The organism is Caballeronia sp. GAFFF1 (assembly GCF_023630705.1).
Lineage (GTDB): Bacteria > Pseudomonadota > Gammaproteobacteria > Burkholderiales > Burkholderiaceae > Caballeronia.
In genome coordinates, this window is record NZ_JALQEM010000030.1 from 108,736 (window position 1) to 124,599 (window position 15,864).

Genomic DNA, 15,864 nt, shown 5'->3' on the forward strand with positions numbered 1-15,864 from the left:
CGCCCGCTCGCGAGGCGCACTGAATCGGCACGAGCCTTGCATTTACTTCGTGCGTTCCTAAGACTCAGCCTGGAGAGGCACAATGGCCACGCTCACCATCACCGATCTCGCCTTCGACCGCCGGCTCGACCACACGGCAATGTCCGCGATTGCCGGAGGGGGCGGCGCGCCATGGGTTTACGGCTGGATCACGCCGTTCATAGCGGACCGTCACGCGAACTTCGGCGGGGTCGTCAACGTCTACGACATTACGAACAACTTCACAGCCGGCCAAATGATCAATCAGTTTCAGTCCGTCGACGTGCAGAATTCCGGCGATGGAGCGAGCCTCACGGTGACGCCCAACGCAATATCGGCGAATCGCGCAGGCTGACGTCGCGCGCAGCAAGATTGCACTGCTCTAGCGTCCGTTCAAGGAGACTGGCGTGACCTTCTCAACAGAGTTCGGATGGACATCCGCCGCGCGCTCGGACGTGGGGTGCGTCCGCTTAGTCAACGAAGACGCGGTGCTCAACTCGCCCGAGCAGGGTCTATGGGCCGTGGCCGACGGCATGGGCGGACACGCAGTGGGCGATCTCGCAAGCCGCATGGTGATCGAGCGTCTCGCTAGCTTATCGACAGGCGGCGCATTGGGACACGTCATCGCAGAAGCACGAGATCAGCTTCTGCGAGTGAACGATGAACTGCGTGCAGAGGCAGCACGGCGACAGGTATCGCGCATAGGCAGTACCGTGGTATTGCTCGCGGCGCGCGGCGGCGCGTGCGCTTATCTGTGGGCGGGCGATAGCCGCATCTATCTATTCCGGAACGGCCGCCTCGCGCAGTTGACGCGCGATCATAGTCATGTGGAAGAACTCAAGGCACGCGGCCAGTTGACGGCGGAAGAAGCATTGCATCATCCCGCGCAGCATCTGATTACGCGTGCCGTAGGCGCGCTCGACACACTGGAACTCGACGAAAGCAGCGTCGCGCTGGCCGACGGCGATACGTTCCTGCTATGCAGCGATGGCTTGTCCAACGAAGTGACCGAAGCCGAAATGGCGAGCGAACTGGCGCCGGGCAATTGCGAGGCTGCGGCGCAGCGGCTGCTGGAGATGGCGCTGGAGCGCGGTGGACGAGATAACATTTCACTCGTCGTCGCTCACGCTGAAGACGTTCTCGGGTCGGACAGAACGCAAGTGAATCCCACTCTGTGAGCCGCGCTTGCTTACTGTTTGTTTCGCTGCGCTGCGAGCCTGAAGTCTTTCGAATGAAGCCCGTGCTTCTTCAGGAGCATTTGCAAGTGAGAGCGGTTCATGTCGTAGCGCCGCGCAAGTTCCGCTACCGTGCCGCCCACTTCCTGCAAGCCGCGTTCGAGAAACGCCCGCTCTGCTTCGTCGCTTGCTACACGCTTCGCTTCGCTCAGCGAGCCGGCCATGGCGACACCTTCGCCGCTTGCCGAAGGCGCTCCCATTGCAATGGCGAGCGATGACTTCGGGCGTATGTCCACCGGCAGATGCTCGATATCCGCCATATCGCCTGCGAGGCAAGCAAGCCGATACACCATGTTGCGCAACTCGCGGATGTTGCCCGGGTAGTCGTAACTGCGCAGGAAGTCCCGCAACCGCGGAGACATTTTCACCGGACGGCGCTTGAGCGCAGCCGCCGCTTCGTCGCCGAAATAGGCGAGCAGCAGCGGAATCTCATCGCGACGTTCACGCAATGGCGGCAGCGTCAAATGAATGACACTCAAGCGATAGAACAAGTCTTCGCGAAACCGGCCTTCCTCGCACCAGCGCCGTAGATTTCGATTCGTCGCCGCGACGATACGCGTATCGACTGCAATAGGCTCGTCAGAGCCGACGCGCTGTATTTCATGCGCTTCTAGCACGCGCAGCAACTTGACTTGGCCTGACAGCGGCAACTCGCCGATCTCGTCGAGGAAGATGGTCCCTGTATGCGCGCTCTCGAATTTTCCTTTGCGGTCGTTCGTGGCGCCCGTGAACGCCCCCTTGCGATGGCCGAACAGTTCCGATTCGATGAGATTCTCCGGAATCGCGCCACAGTTCACGGAAATGTACGGCTTGTCGGCACGCGAGCCGTTTGCGTGAATGACCTTGGCCATCAATTCCTTACCGGTCCCGCTCTCACCGTCGATCAGCACCGGCAGATCGGTCGGCGCCGCTTTTTCCGCGATTTCCAGTGCCTCGAGCAGCTTCGGGTTATCGCCGAATGTGCCTTCGAAGATGAAGCTGCGTTCCAGGAGTGCCTGTCGCCTGGCGCCCGCGGACATCTCCCGCTTCGGCTCCGATGCCGCGGCCTGTACGAAACGTTCTTTGTGCGAGAGCTGCATGACCTCGTCGCGCAGCGCGCTCGCCTGTCGTAACAGCTTCTCGATCTCGGGACGTTCGAGGCGCGAGGTCCACCGTAGCGTCGAACGCAATATCTCGATCTTCTCGATGAGACCCGCATACGAAATAGCCGATGCAGGTACGTTGCTGTCGCTTTCCGGTTGGTCGAGTATCTTCATGCTGCGCTCAATTGCTTCTGCACGAGTTGGTAGTACATGCCTTTTCTCGCGACAAGCTCATCATGCTTGCCCTGCTCCACGATGCCGCCCTCGTAGAGCACGAGGATCTTGTCGGCGCGCATGATCGTCGACAGGCGGTGCGCGATGATGACGGCCGTTCGCCCTTTCAAAATCTCCTGCATGTTGCCGAGGATATTGCTTTCGGATTGCGTATCTAGCGCGGAGGTCGCTTCGTCGAATACCAGCAGGCGCGGATCATGATAGAGCGCGCGTGCAATGCACAGACGTTGCATCTGACCGCCCGATAGCCCCACGCCGCGTTCGCCGACCACCTGCTCATAGCCGAGCGGCATCTTGCTGATGAAACCGTGCGCGTCGGCCATCTTCGCGACTTCCTCTATGCGCTTGCGATCCGGCGCTTCGTCGCCGCTTGCGATGTTGTCGGCGATGGTGCCGGAGAAGAGCAGGTTGCTTTGCATCACATAACCGATCTGCGCGCGATAGAAGCCTTTGTCGATCACATTGATGTCGTAGCCATCCACCGTCATCTTGCCTTCCGTCGGCGCATAGAAGCCGACGAGCAGCTTGGCGAGCGTCGTCTTTCCTGATCCGCTGCGCCCGACCACTGCAATCAGTTCGCCCGGCTTGATATCGAAGCTGATGTTTTCGAGCACGTAAGGCGCGTCCCCCTCGCCGTATCGGAAGTAGACCCCGTTAAACCGGATGTCGCCCTGAAGGTCGGGTAGCATCACGCGTTGCTGCATGTCCGCTGGCTTCTGCTCGGGCTCGATGTCGAGCACATCGCCGAGACGCTCCATGGCGACGCCGGCATCGTTGAGCAGGCTCCAGAGATTGATGAGGCCCATGAGCGGCGACAATACGCTTCCCATGAATGCGTTGAACGCGATGAGCTGGCCGATGGTCAACTCGCGTGCGAGCACCAGATTGGCGCCTGCCCATAGCACTGCAATGGTCGTGGCAGCATTCAACAATTGACTACAGAAGCCGACCGCAATATTGAAGCGTTGAGATTTATATTGAATCTCGAGTGACTTGGCGTACTTCTTCTCCCACTTCAGGCGAACGGCCCGCTCGATGCCCATCCCCTTGACCGTCTCGGCGCCGCCCAGCGCTTCCATCAGATACGACCGCGCGTCCGTTCCCGACGAGAACGTCTCACGCGCGTTTTGCTTGATGCGAGGCGTGGCGAGTACGGTCAGCGCCATCAGAGGAACGATGAACGCAATCAGCAACAACGTCAGCTTGACGTTGTAGAGAAACATGATGGTGAAGTAGATGAAGATCATCAACAGGTTCAGCACTGTCGTGACCGTGGATTCAGTCAGAAAAGCGCGGATGGTGTGATTCTCCTGAAAACGCGCGAAGATGTCCCCGGTCTTGCGTTTGGCGAAGAAGCTGAATGGCAGTGAGAACGTATGCTTGAAGAATTGCGACATCATCGCGAAGTCCATGTTGCGCATCATGAAGTTCGCCAGATACGCGCGAATCGTGGACATGAGTTGCGAGAAGACGTTCGAGATGATGAGTCCGGCAATCAGCACATGGAGCAATCCGACGTTCTGGTGAACGATCACGCCGTCCAGAATGTTCTGGATGATAAGTGGCGGGATGACGCCCAGAACCTGTATAACGAATGTGGCGAGAAAGAGATGCAGGAGGATGGTGCGGTACGGCTTCATATATCCGACGAAGCGTATCCACGGCGAACTGGAGACCGCCTTCTCCACCAGATCCTGCGCTGGTGAAAAGACCAGACAGGTACCGCTCCAGCCGCGTTCGAACTCGTCCACGGTCAGCTCTTTGAAGCCTATCGCCGGGTCCGCCACCCACACGTTCGCCTTCGAGATGCCGTAGACGATAATGTAGTGATAACCCTCCCAGTGCGCGATGAACGGCAATTCGAAGCCGCGCAACGATTCATAGGTGCACTGCACGCCGCGCGTGGTGAAGCCGAGCGCCTCGCCCGCGCGCGCGAGACTGTCGAGCGTCGCGCCTTGCGTCGTCACGTTAGCCAGTTCGCGCAGCTTTCCGAGCGTCATGCCGATGCCGTAATGCCGGCAGATCATTGCAAGACACGCGGCCCCGCAATCCATCTCCTCGGCTTGCTGCACCCATGCGAACCGTTTGATGACCCGTTCGCCGAGTTCGGGCTTGCTGTGCAAATCGAGCATCGCGGGTAGGCTACGGCGTTCGGCGAGTTTCTTTTGCCGCTGTAACTCGCGCTCGCTGAAGCGGATGCGTTCTTCGAGCACTTCACGCAGCTTGACGTTGCGCTCGATGATGAAGTGCACTGTCTTCTCAGGGATGACGAGCAGGCGCGTATCGGCGTTCGCAATGGCCGAGGCCATTTGCTCCTGACGCATCACGCACGCCTTCTCGCCGAAAATTTCGCCGGGGCCGAGCGTTGCCAGCACGTACTGATGCCCGCCTTCTTCACGCACGATGCGCACTTCGCCTTGACGCACGACATACAGGCGCCTGTCGTCGCGAGCATCCTGCTTGAGAATCTCCTTGCCTTCACCGATCCGCTTGACGCCGACGCTCCTCACGCATTCTTCGAGTTCTGCCTTGTCGAGCTTGCCGCGCAGATCGAACAGCTTGGCTACGAAACCGCCTGCTGAAGCAATGGCGACATAGCTGGTCGCGAACGCGAGCGCCGCGGGATTCTTCGCGATGACGGGTTCGATCGCGCGACGAGGAATGAACAAAAGTTCGGTCTTGCCCGAAGACCGCACGGACGACTCATGCCGATAGTCCCGCAGCATCGCGATGTCGGCGAAAGTCTCGCGCTCCTTCTTCAGGCCCATGCTGATCTCTTTGCCATGCTCCTCGGTGAATATGCGCACGGAGCCGGCTCTTACGACATGGAGGCCATCAGCCACGTCGCCGGCATTGCACACGGTTTCGCCAAAGCCGTAGCGGCGCGACTCCGCGTGCTGAGCCAACTGCTCGATTTCATCGCGAGAAAGCGGTGACAAAATCTCCACTGTCGCAAGGAAACTGGCGAGCGAGTCGAGGTTTGATGGAGCGTCCATGTCCGTGTGCAATTTTCAGCGCGCCTGAATCACATGTTCCTGCGCTCTTGCAAAGAGCCATTCTTCCCGCAATAGCCGACGGATTTCCGCCGTCGTCTCCTCGTCCAGCTGTGCCGGATACTTTGACGTCACCGCAAAGATCTCGTATGAGGCGCCGTCTGCGGAGACGAACGGACCGAGCAGGTCGCCCGGTTCGGCATTGAACACCTTGGCCTCGATATCCGCCCGCAACTGCCCGCGCATCACGCGGCCGATGAGTCCGCCTCCGTCACGCGTATCAGCGAGGGAATGTTCGCGCGCCATGTCCGCGAAGCTGTCGGGATCGTCGTTGAGATAAGACATCATCTCCTTCGCGCTTCCTTCGGAATCCAGAACGATATGACGCACCTCGATGCCGTCGAATCGCGGCGAATTGAGTTGAAAATACTCTTCGATTGCGCGTTGCGTGCCCACCTGTTCCAGCATTTTCTCCTGGTAGAGCGTGTCGGTGATATAGGCCTCGAATTCGTCGAGGCTCACATTGAGCGCGTCAAGATAGTTGTTCATGTCCGCTGCGCGGTGCAATCCGCGGATGCGCCGGAACTGATCGGCACGGGTCTGTATCTCGTCCGCCGTGAGCGTGACGCCTGCCTTCTTCGCCGCGCGCACCGTGAGCTTGTCGCGAACCAGTTGCTCGACGAGTCCGTCGAACTGTCCGTTGAGTTTCAGGAGCCTGAGAAATTCGTCGACATCGACCACTTCATCGTCGATTCGCACAATCGCCGTCATGTCGTTCTCCGTTCGGTTTAGCCTGCCACGCTTCGGAAGGGATCGAGGCCAAGGTCGATCAGTCGGCGCTCGCGCACCACGATTTCCGCGGAAGCCGTCATGCCATAGCGAAGCGGATATCGCGTATCAGCAATCTGGTAGTAGTCGCGGTCCAGCGTCACTCGCCCTTCATAGACCGGTTGCTTGGCGACTGCGCCCGGCTTTGTCGCTGGCGAGATGAAGGCGAGCGTGCCGTCGATCACGCCGTATCGTTGATAAGGAAACGCATTGAACTTGAGTTTCACGCGCTGTCCTTCGCGCAGAAACGCGCGATCATGCTCGGCGATCTCTATCTTCAGGACCGGCCGCGCATTTGCCGGCGCGATGCCGCCGAGCGGCGTATTCGCCTGAATCTTGTCGCCCGGCTGAGTCGAGGTCACGTCCGTGACTACACCCGACACAGGCGCCAGAATCAGCAGGAAGTTATCTTTGTCGATGTTCTCGAAGCGGATGCGCGCGGCGGCGTCCGCGACGAGACGTGCGGTCTGCAATTGCAAACGCAGCTTGTCTTCTGTGCTCGTCACCTCGCGCATGGCCGACTCGTATTGCAGCCTGAGGCTGGTTGCTTCCTGACCGCTCGTTTCGAGTTGCGCCTTCGCTTGCTTGAATTCATGGCTCAAGCGAAAGTCGAGTTCAGCGAGCTTCGCCTGTTCGACGCGATAGGCGCCATCCGCTTCGAGATAGATGTTGCGTTTCGCTTCCACTTGCGATTCCGACACGCCGCCGCCGCCCGGCAAAGCGAAGAGTCGCGCGAAGCGATCCAGTTCGCTTTTTGCGGCATCGCGCGCGCGCCGCGCATTCTCCAGCACGCTGCGCTGCTCCTGAAGCTGCGCCTTCTGCCCTTCGGCGAGCTTGCTCGTGCCTTCGCTCACTCGCTGCTGATGCTGATGTTCCTCGACTTCCATCTGGTCCTTGAGCGCGGCGATTCTTCGTTCCATCAACAACTTCTTCTCGGGAAACTGCTTCCATTCGCGCTCGGCGTCGTCGAGCTTGAGTTGCGCTTCCAGTGCGTTCGTCGCGGCTTCTATCGCACCGCGTGCGTTCAGGCGCGCCACGACGTCGTCTTTGCGCACCGGTTGCCCCTCCGCTATATAGAGGTCGGCCAGTTCCCCGTCGATAGGCGCGTAGAAGCGCCTAACCTCGGACTCGGGCGCAAGCGTGCCTTGCGCGGTGACGAGGACGTCCGCGTGACCGATGAAGGACCACGCGAGCGCCGCAACGACGAGCGCGACCATGGCAAGCACCACGGCTTGCGTGAGCTTGAGCGGCTCCGCGGTGAGAATCGCGACGCCTTCGGCGCCGTGATCGCCGAGTGCCTCTGAGAATGGCCTAAGGGGTGCGTTGCGCTTCACCGCTCGTTCCTCCAATCAGATTTAGTTTTGTTTGCAGCAGCGACGGATCCAGCACCATGCGAAGCTCTTGCAGAGAGCGCCGTTGCAGAGCCGCTTCGTCATCTATCTCTTTGCTCAGCGCATTCCATCTGCCTTGATCCGCCGCGCCATTTTGCGACGCTTGCCTGAGCATGCGCATGCCACGAACCGAAGCGTCCCGCGCGTCCGACAAGCGCTTGGCCTGCGTTCGAAAGCCATCCGACACGTCCGACTCCAGCCGTTGCGACCCGCCTATTCCTCCGTTCGTCCGGTACTGCTCCCAAAGCGTCTGCGCCTGAGTCATCAACGCTTGCCCTCGCGCGGCTGCTTTGCCGTTGAGCGCCGCAATGTCGGGCGCGACAGCCTTAACGAAAAAGCCGTCGCTCTGTGGGTCGAGCGATTCATAGAACGAAAGCAGTGCGTCTTCATAGCGTCCCGAGCCGCGTGTCTTTTGCAACTCGTCAAACTGGGCGGCCACGGCCTTCTTGTGCGCCAGTTCGCCCTGCAAGGTCGGAGTCCAATTGCCCTGCGGAATCTTGGTCAGTAGGTAAATTGCCTGAGCGCTGCGACCATTGCGCCAGGCATCGGATACAGCCGCGTATTGCGCCAACACAGCGGCAGGCGGCAACTGGTGCGCGCTCAGTTCCGCCCACTTGTCCTTGAAAGGCGGCGTCGAGAATGTCGTCGTTCCGATCCAGTCGGCGAGCGGTGCGAGGCTCTTTGCGGTCATCGCGTGCTTGAGGCTCGCGTAGGCATTCGCATCGGCGCGCAGGCGTTCGAGACCGCCCAGACGCGGATACCGGTCTGCATAGTCTTTCAACGCGGCATCAATCGCATCGAGGTCGTCCGTAGCGAGGCTCTTCACGACACTCGCATTTAATCGATCGATGGCCGCGAGATAGACCGAATCATCGCTTTGCAGCTTGCGCAGATGGCTGAGCGCGAGCGCGTAAGGATCGCGGAACTCGGGCACGTAGCCCGCGATGCGGTCCAGATCGCGCTGATGACTTCCCGCGTCCGCTTCCCAAGGCTTCAGGATGTCCACAATGCGCGGTTCGTCTGCGTATATTCGAAGGGGCGCGTCAGGGCCGCCACGGCTCATGACGAAACGTTCGAGCTTGCCGATCCAGCGCAATTCATCGAGCATGGAACGGACCTCCGTGTTGTGCTCGCTCAACGCTTCCATCTGCGCGATGACGCTCTCGGCCTGCGCATAATCGCCTTTGCGCAACGCGGCGAGCCAACGCGGCACGCCGGCCTTCAGTACGGCCTCCGTATTCATCGAAGTGAACGGCGCGTCGTGCGGATGCATGCGGAGATAGTCGTTGCTCAACACCGCAGCTTGCGCATAGTCGCCGCTTGCCATGAGCGACTTCGCGCGGCGCTCTACTGATCCGGCATGAAAAATTGCGAAGCCTCCGGCGACGAGCGCCAGCAACACACAGACAGTGACGACGCGTGCGCGCAGCGTGGCGCGCTGATCCTCGCCCATGAACGCCCGTTGCAACTCGCGAATGAAGAGAGCCCACTTGCCGCGTTTGGGTTTGGCCTCGCCGCGTTGTTCCTTCTGAGCGGAGTCGGCGTGAGCGTCGGCGTTGATCTCATCATCACCCGGCTCGACATGATCCACGCAGAAGATGTCGAGAAACGAATGCGCAGAGCCGACGAACGTCGTTTTGTCGCTGTCGCGCTCGTCGTGCGCGTCAGGCTGCGTTGCGACCGCCATTTCAGTCAACGTGGACTCGCTTTCTTCGCCGTGCAAACTCACTCGATAGACGAAATGCGTGCCGCCGAACGCCACCGAGTCGCCGTCCTTGAGTGCGATAGCCGAGTCGCCTATGCGTTGACCGTTGACGAAAGTGCCGTTCGTGCTGCCGAGATCTTCGACGAACGGCGCGCCGCCCCGTATGAACACATGCGCGTGACGGCGCGACACGTAATTGACCTGATGCGGGTAACGCGGCCGATAACGCGCGAAGACGTCGTCGGTCTTGCTGACGAGAAAAGGAAACTGCGTGAGCTCGATCGGTTCGAGACCGAGTTCTTCGCGCACTGGCACGAGCGTGAGCGCGACCTGCTTTGCCGCAGTAATTCGACGCCTGCGGGGCACGCATTGCACGCGATACGCGAGCCGGCTACCGAATGCGATCTCGTCACCGTTTCTGACGCGAGCGGGAACATCACGCACGGGCGTGCCATTCAACGTCGTCCCGTTCTTGCTCCCGAGGTCCGCGATATAGACGCAGCCGTTTTCGATGAATATGCGCGCATGACGACGCGACAGTTGCGCGACGGCTTCGGGCGGGCTCTCGTCGAACGGCGCTTCGCCGCGGCCGATTGCGAACAGGTCGTCCTCGATGCGAATCTCGCTCAACGCATGCGCCGGAGTGCCGCGCGACGCCGGCTTAAGGACGACATCGAATGCTTCGTCCACGCGCGGCTGCGGTTCGGCTATCGGTTCGCCTGGAGCCATGTCAGTTCACAGGATGCGTCGGACCGCTCGAAAAGAGCGGCTGTTGGAAGTGTAAGACACGCATTCGCTTAGTCAATTGGGCGTTAAGATGAGCGAACGCCATCGTGTGGACGTCGCGCATTCCGGTACGATCGTTAGCCATGCGATTCACTCATTCTTTCCAACGGCGGCGCTCTGTACGTCGACCGCCGGCCATCCGCCGCCGAGCGCCTTGTAGAGCGTGACCGTGTCCGACAAGATCTGCTGATGGTTCGCGAGCAACGCGAGTTGTGCCGCGAGCAGCGTGCGTTCGGTCTCGAACACTTCGAGTTGTGAAATCACGCCTTCTTTGAGTTGCGCATCGATCTGCGCGGCGACGATCGTCAGATGCGCGACTTCCTGCTGCAATTCTTCTCGCTGCTTCGTATGCGAATCCAGATTGACGAGCGCATTTTCCACTTCCTCGAACGCGTTGATCACCGTGCTTCGATACTGCTGTTCCGCGACCGTGCTTTGCGCTTCGGTGGTCTTGACGTGCGCGCGCACGCTCGGGTCGAGAATCGGAATATTGATGCTGGGTAGGAAGCTGAACGTGAAGGACTTCAATAAGTCCGTCAACGCAAAGCTCGCGGTGCCGCCACGGCCCGTGAGGCTGATCGTGGGTAACTGAGCGAGCTTCGCTTGTCCGACGAGATCGTAAGACTCGAGGACGCGATACTCAGCGGCAATCAGATCAGGCCGTCGCGCAAGCAACTGCGACGGCAGTCCGGAAGGCACAGGCGGAATCTGCACGCGCTTCTGCAATTGGCCGTCGGGCACTTTGAATTCGCCAGCCGGCACGCCGGTCAACGTAGCCAGGGCATTGTCCGCAAGGTCACGGGCGCGGCGCAGTTCGAGCAGATCACGCATAAGACGATTCAATTCGGCGCGTTGATTCAGCACCTGCGTATGCGGCACCAGGCCATTCTTTTCCATGCCCTCGAATATCGTCAGTATTTTCTGGTTCGTCGCAATGGTCAGCGTCTGCTGCTGAATCTGGTCATCGAACTGAAGGATCTGGAAGTACGTCGTCGATACGTTCGCGACGAGTTCGAGATAGCCGGCACGCCAGTCCGCCTCGCTCGCGCGATACTCGGCTTTTTGCGCCTGCACGCCTTTTTCCACGGCGCCCCAGATGTCGATGTCCCAGTTCACCTGCGTGCCGAGGTTGTATTGCTTGGTGAACGGCTGGCCCGTGGTCTTCTCGAAACTGGCGCCCGCGCCCACATCCATCGAAGGCAGCGCGCCCGCGCGCGCCTCGCCGATTTGCGCACCGGCTACCTGAATCCGCGCTGCAAGCACCTTGATATCGAAGTTTCCGTTGATCGCCTTGTCGATCAGTCCGTCGAGATACGGATCTTGAAACTGCCTCCACCAATCGGGGCGGATAGTCTCAGCGGGAGCAGCCTTGGGGACGCTCATCGTAGTGAACGCCGTCTTCTCCGGCGTATCGGGCCGCTTATAGACCGGCACATTGACATCGATGCAGCCGGCGAGCAGCAAGGCGGCACAGAGGATCGAGCATGCGGTCATGAGGCGCGACGAGGGGAATAAAGCTGGCACGATCTGCTCCGACGATCACGCTAGTACGAGGATTGCGCGTCACTCCATCACCGCGCTCGGGTGCGGATCGCTCGCCGTCTCGGGAACGACGAGCGATCCGCGCCGCCTTGCGACAGGCGGTTGATGCAGCGGAGCTCCCCGTGCTCCGCCTCTGCTGCCAACAACATGAAACACCTACGCCGCCGTTATCCGGCGTGTTCCTGCTTCAAAACGCATACGGCCCATAGACGTTGATGTGGCTCGTGTTGTCCGCTTTCTGATGCGGCGCGACTTTCGCCGTCGTGTCATACGTGAAAGCGTTGTTCACGCCGTTTGCGCTGAGCGTGTTCTGCGCCTGATTAGTCAGTTGCTGCGTAGTGGCGCTCAGATCGAAGCTCGACTTGTAGCTCGGGAAATAGAAGCCGGTGCCGCCGCGCACCGCGGACATTTCATGGCGGCCCAGTTCGGCGTGATGGACGAGATCGTGGATGGTCAGCGTAGACATGATGTCGGGTTCCTGGCTTGAGGGTGGATGGCGGTCGATCAGCGGAGCTCGAAGCCCGATCCGATGTTGATGGTGCTGGTGTTGCTGGCTTGCTGCTTCGGCGCGACGTGGGCCGCGATATTGCCGCCGAACGCCACGTTCACGCCGTTCTGGCTTTGCGTGTTCTGCGTCTGGCCGATGAACTGCTGCGTATCGAACGAGAGCTCGACCTTCGAGACGTCATAGCCGGGAAAATAGAACGAGGTGCCGCCGCGTACAGCCGACATCGCGCGGCGGTCGAGTTCTTCGGTGAGGGGAATGTCGAGGATCGTCAGCGTCTTCATGGTGGTTCTCCTTGGGTGCGCATTGCGCGTCGGGTGGGTTCGAGCAATCTGTTTGCTCGGGCCAGTACAATGCACGGGGTATGCCATCTTTGCGCTGATTCCTGCAATGCCTTGCGGTACAAGGCTTTTCACTCCAATTGCCCAATGCCGGTTCCCGTTCGTGATCGGTTCCAGACAAACACTTCGGAGTCCGACTGTTTGTCTTTCACCGACACCGTTCACCTGACGTAGACCGTGATCTTCTTCGAATAGACGGGAGGATTGTGCGGAATATGCCGGTCGTCGCCCATCAAGAGTTGAAGCGTATGTTTACCCGGCGGCAATTCGAGCATGGTCTCCGTTTCGCCCGCGCCGTAATGCAGATGATTACGGTCGGACGGAATCTCCTGATCCAATGGCGGCAAATCCGTATCGATCAATAGATGGTGATGTCCGGTGTTCGGAAACTTCACGCCGCGCGGAGCGACCCCCATGAACCGCAGGCCGAACCACACGCGGAAGGGTTTTCCCGCCGGAAGCGTCTGCCCGTCGTTGGGATAGCCGATATATGCATGCGCGTTGGCTGGTGCGGGCGTCGGTCCGCCCGCCGCGTGGCTCGCATGGAATGGCGCGGCCAACGCGGCGGCGAGCAGAATCGAACGTGCGCACGAATGTGCGCCGGCAGTGCGTCGTTTCATGTCGTGTACCTTCAGGATGTGCGCCGGACGGTGTGCATCGGACCAAGCGACGTCTCGGCTCATTTCATCGTGATCGTGATCTTCTTCGAATAAACGGGCGGATCATGCGGTACATGGTTGTAGTCGCCCATGAGCAATTGCAGCGTGTGCTTTCCGGGCTGCAACTCGATGCGCGCATCGGTTTCGCCCGCGCCGTAGTGCAGATGATTGCGATCCGACGGAATCTCCTGATCCAGCGGCGGAAGGTCCGTATCGATCAGCAGATGGTGGTGGCCCACGTTAGGCATATCGATGCCTTTCGGACACACGCCCATGTTGCGCAGGCCCATGCGCACCCATAGCTTGCCGCCTGAAAGGACGGCGCCATCGGGCGGCCAGATGATGTACGCCTCTGCGTTCGCGGGTGCCGGACTGCGGGTACGCCCGGCGGAAAACGACGCGTCCGCGGCCAGCGCCGCTATCGAAGCGAGCGCGCCGAGCACAGTTCTTCTCAGCATGTTTCGGATGCCTCTTCAAAGAAAGGCCGTTCACAGGCCAACGATCAAGCTCTGCGTTCAGATTAGGACTTAACGGTTTGAAAAGATACATGCGTGCGAGGGGTTGCAGACGCTGCATGCGGATACCTACGTTTAGGGGATCAAATCGTGGCGGACAGCGTGCTATCGTTGTTTGTGCGGCACACGTGCGTCTCCCTCAACGCCATACGGACAGGGTATGAATATGTGGCGGATATTCTTCGTTGCGACTGTGTTCGTCGCCATGAGCGCGACCTTCGCGCAGTCCGGACAGTCGCCCGCTCCCGCACTCATCGATCACGACGGTTCAGCGCATAGCGTCGCGCTCGTCATCGGCAACGACCGTTACGGCGAGCAGCCACTGAGCAGCGCGGTCACCGACGCGAGAGACATGAGCGTGGCACTCTCCGCGATGGGCTTCGACGTGACGCGCCGCACGAATCTAAATGCCGATGCAATGCGGCAAACCATTCAGTCATTCATCGACCATCTGGGTCCGCTCGACACCGCATTGGTGTACTTCGCCGGGCACGGCGTAGAGGCGCGCGGACAGGCGCTGCTCTTGCCGATCGATGCGAGCAACATCGACGCCTCCGCGTTGATCGAGAAAGGCATCGCGGCGCAGGATCTCGCGGCGCGCATGGCGCGTGCGAGGCCGCTCGCTACCAACATCGTCGTACTGGACATGTGCCTAGACGATTCATCGCCTCAAGTCTTGGCCGGACCTGTTCAGCTTCCGCCGCGAACGCTGATCGCATTCGCCGCGCAACCCAATGCAGGCGCAGCCGAAGACGGACGCAACGGTCGCTACACCGCAGCCCTTTTACGCGCTTTCGGCAAGGACAAGCTGATAACGTCCGCTTCATTCGATACTGCCGCGTCCGCCGTCGCCAACGCTTCGCGTGGCGCACAGCGGCCGTGGGTGGCATCGACATTGACCGGCCATGTCACGCTGGGACGCGTAACAGCGGCTCTCCCGGCAATGGCTGAATTCGCCGGCACCGTTGGCGGACCGATCCGCATGCGCGGCATTCTGCCGAAGGACAGCAGCGAGCAATACGAACTGGCATTCTGGGAGTCCATCAAGGACAGCACGTATCCGAGCGATTACGAGGCGTACTTGAAGTCGTATCCGAACGGGCGTTTCGCGGCGCTTGCGAAGGCGCGCATCGACCGGCTCAAAGCGACAGCGAGCGCGAGGCCTTCTGTGGCGGCTCCTGCGTTGGCTCCTGCGTCGGCTCCTGCATCTGCTCCTGCATCTGCTCCGGCCAAGCCGGCTAGTACCGTGGCGCGCGCTGTTTCGGCGGCACCGACAAACACTACGGCCAAGCCCACCGGCAACGAGATCAAGGACTGCCCGCAGTGTCCGTTGCTCATTCCGATCGTGCCAGGCGCTTTCACGATGGGCAGCAATAACGATGATCCCGGCGAGAAGCCGTCGCATCGCGTGACGCTCGGGCGGCCGTTCGCCATCGGCAAATACGAAGTAACCGTCGAGCAATGGAATGCGTGCGCTGATGCGGGCGCCTGCACCCGCATTGCGCCGGACAGCAACGCGAGCGCCCCGCCGCCGCCCAATTCGCCGATGCGCAACGTCAGTTGGGACGATGCGCAGGTCTACGTGAAGTGGTTGAGCAAAGTAGGCGGCAAGCCGTATCGTCTGCCGAGCGAAGCAGAATGGGAGTTCGCCGCGCGCGGCGGCACGCAAAGCACCTTCTGGTGGGGCGATCAGATGAAAAAAGGCACGGCCGACTGCAAGGACTGCGGCGAGCCGTATCACGCGGATGCGCCAGTGCCCGTGGGTTCGTTCGCGCCCAACGGGTATGGCCTCTACGACATGAACGGCAGCGTGTGGGAATGGGTGGCCGACTGCTGGCATAGCTCATACAAGGGCGCGCCCGCCGATGGCCGCGTGTGGGACGAGCCCTCCTGTTCGGTGCGCGTGATTCGCGGCGGTTCCTGGCGCGAAGGCGGCGACTATATGCAATCGGCCACGCGCTTCAAGTACAGCGCGAGCGTGCGTCAATCGCAGAACGGTTTTCGCGTGGCGCGCGACACGCAGTGACCGC

The 15,864-nt window shown here is 60.5% G+C and carries 13 protein-coding genes; 3 read left to right on the forward strand and 10 right to left on the reverse strand.

The annotated features are described in order from the left end of the window. The first annotated feature begins 82 nt into the window (after positions 1–82). Together NCR37_RS16650 and NCR37_RS16655 are read left to right on the forward strand one after the other, a co-directional pair. Positions 83–373 (forward strand): hypothetical protein, encoded by a 291-nt coding sequence (locus tag NCR37_RS16650; RefSeq protein WP_250473957.1) that lies wholly within the window; start codon positions 83–85, stop codon positions 371–373. Between the two features lie 52 nt (positions 374–425). Then, entirely contained in the window at positions 426–1,196 is a 771-nt protein-coding gene (locus NCR37_RS16655) for a PP2C family protein-serine/threonine phosphatase (RefSeq protein ID WP_250473958.1), read from the forward strand. 11 nt (positions 1,197–1,207) lie between these two features. Here NCR37_RS16655 and NCR37_RS16660 read toward each other — a convergent pair whose 3' ends face one another. The 10 genes from NCR37_RS16660 to NCR37_RS16705 all read right to left on the reverse strand — a co-directional run bounded on the left by NCR37_RS16660 (position 1,208) and on the right by NCR37_RS16705 (position 13,777). Then, on the reverse strand, positions 1,208–2,509 hold the full coding sequence (locus tag NCR37_RS16660) for a sigma-54 interaction domain-containing protein (protein WP_250473959.1): 1,302 nt from the start codon (positions 2,507–2,509) through the stop codon (positions 1,208–1,210). Beyond that, a complete protein-coding gene (locus NCR37_RS16665) occupies positions 2,506–5,565 on the reverse strand; it encodes a peptidase domain-containing ABC transporter (protein ID WP_250473960.1) in 3,060 nt (1,019 codons plus the stop codon). The genes NCR37_RS16660 and NCR37_RS16665 overlap by 4 nt, the downstream gene beginning before the upstream one ends. Positions 5,566–5,580: 15 nt before the next feature. Further along, positions 5,581–6,333, reverse strand: coding sequence for a peptidylprolyl isomerase (locus tag NCR37_RS16670; protein ID WP_250473961.1), 753 nt, complete (start codon positions 6,331–6,333; stop codon positions 5,581–5,583). A 17-nt stretch (positions 6,334–6,350) separates the two neighbouring features. Beyond that, positions 6,351–7,724, reverse strand: a complete 1,374-nt coding sequence (locus NCR37_RS16675) for a beta-barrel domain-containing protein (protein ID WP_250473962.1) — start codon at positions 7,722–7,724, stop codon at positions 6,351–6,353. Beyond that, positions 7,702–10,215, reverse strand: coding sequence for an FHA domain-containing protein (locus tag NCR37_RS16680; protein WP_250473963.1), 2,514 nt, complete (start codon positions 10,213–10,215; stop codon positions 7,702–7,704). Before NCR37_RS16680 ends, NCR37_RS16675 begins: the two co-directional genes overlap by 23 nt. A gap of 147 nt (positions 10,216–10,362) precedes the next feature. After that, on the reverse strand, positions 10,363–11,766 hold the full coding sequence (locus NCR37_RS16685; RefSeq protein ID WP_250474002.1) for an efflux transporter outer membrane subunit: 1,404 nt from the start codon (positions 11,764–11,766) through the stop codon (positions 10,363–10,365). Between the two features lie 235 nt (positions 11,767–12,001). Further along, positions 12,002–12,280 carry a hypothetical protein gene (locus NCR37_RS16690; RefSeq protein WP_250473964.1) on the reverse strand — a complete coding sequence of 93 codons (279 nt, stop codon included), beginning with the start codon at positions 12,278–12,280 and terminating at the stop codon, positions 12,002–12,004. Positions 12,281–12,318: 38 nt separating this feature from the next. Beyond that, on the reverse strand, positions 12,319–12,603 hold the full coding sequence (locus tag NCR37_RS16695) for a hypothetical protein (protein WP_250473965.1): 285 nt from the start codon (positions 12,601–12,603) through the stop codon (positions 12,319–12,321). A gap of 218 nt (positions 12,604–12,821) precedes the next feature. Beyond that, a complete protein-coding gene (locus NCR37_RS16700) occupies positions 12,822–13,280 on the reverse strand; it encodes a DUF4399 domain-containing protein (protein ID WP_175941597.1) in 459 nt (152 codons plus the stop codon). A 59-nt stretch (positions 13,281–13,339) separates the two neighbouring features. Then, positions 13,340–13,777, reverse strand: a complete 438-nt coding sequence (locus tag NCR37_RS16705) for a DUF4399 domain-containing protein (protein ID WP_175941598.1) — start codon at positions 13,775–13,777, stop codon at positions 13,340–13,342. Between the two features lie 262 nt (positions 13,778–14,039). On the opposite strand from NCR37_RS16705, the gene NCR37_RS16710 reads away from it, so the two are divergent. Further along, positions 14,040–15,860, forward strand: coding sequence for an SUMF1/EgtB/PvdO family nonheme iron enzyme (locus tag NCR37_RS16710; RefSeq protein ID WP_250473966.1), 1,821 nt, complete (start codon positions 14,040–14,042; stop codon positions 15,858–15,860). Positions 15,861–15,864 lie beyond the last annotated feature (4 nt).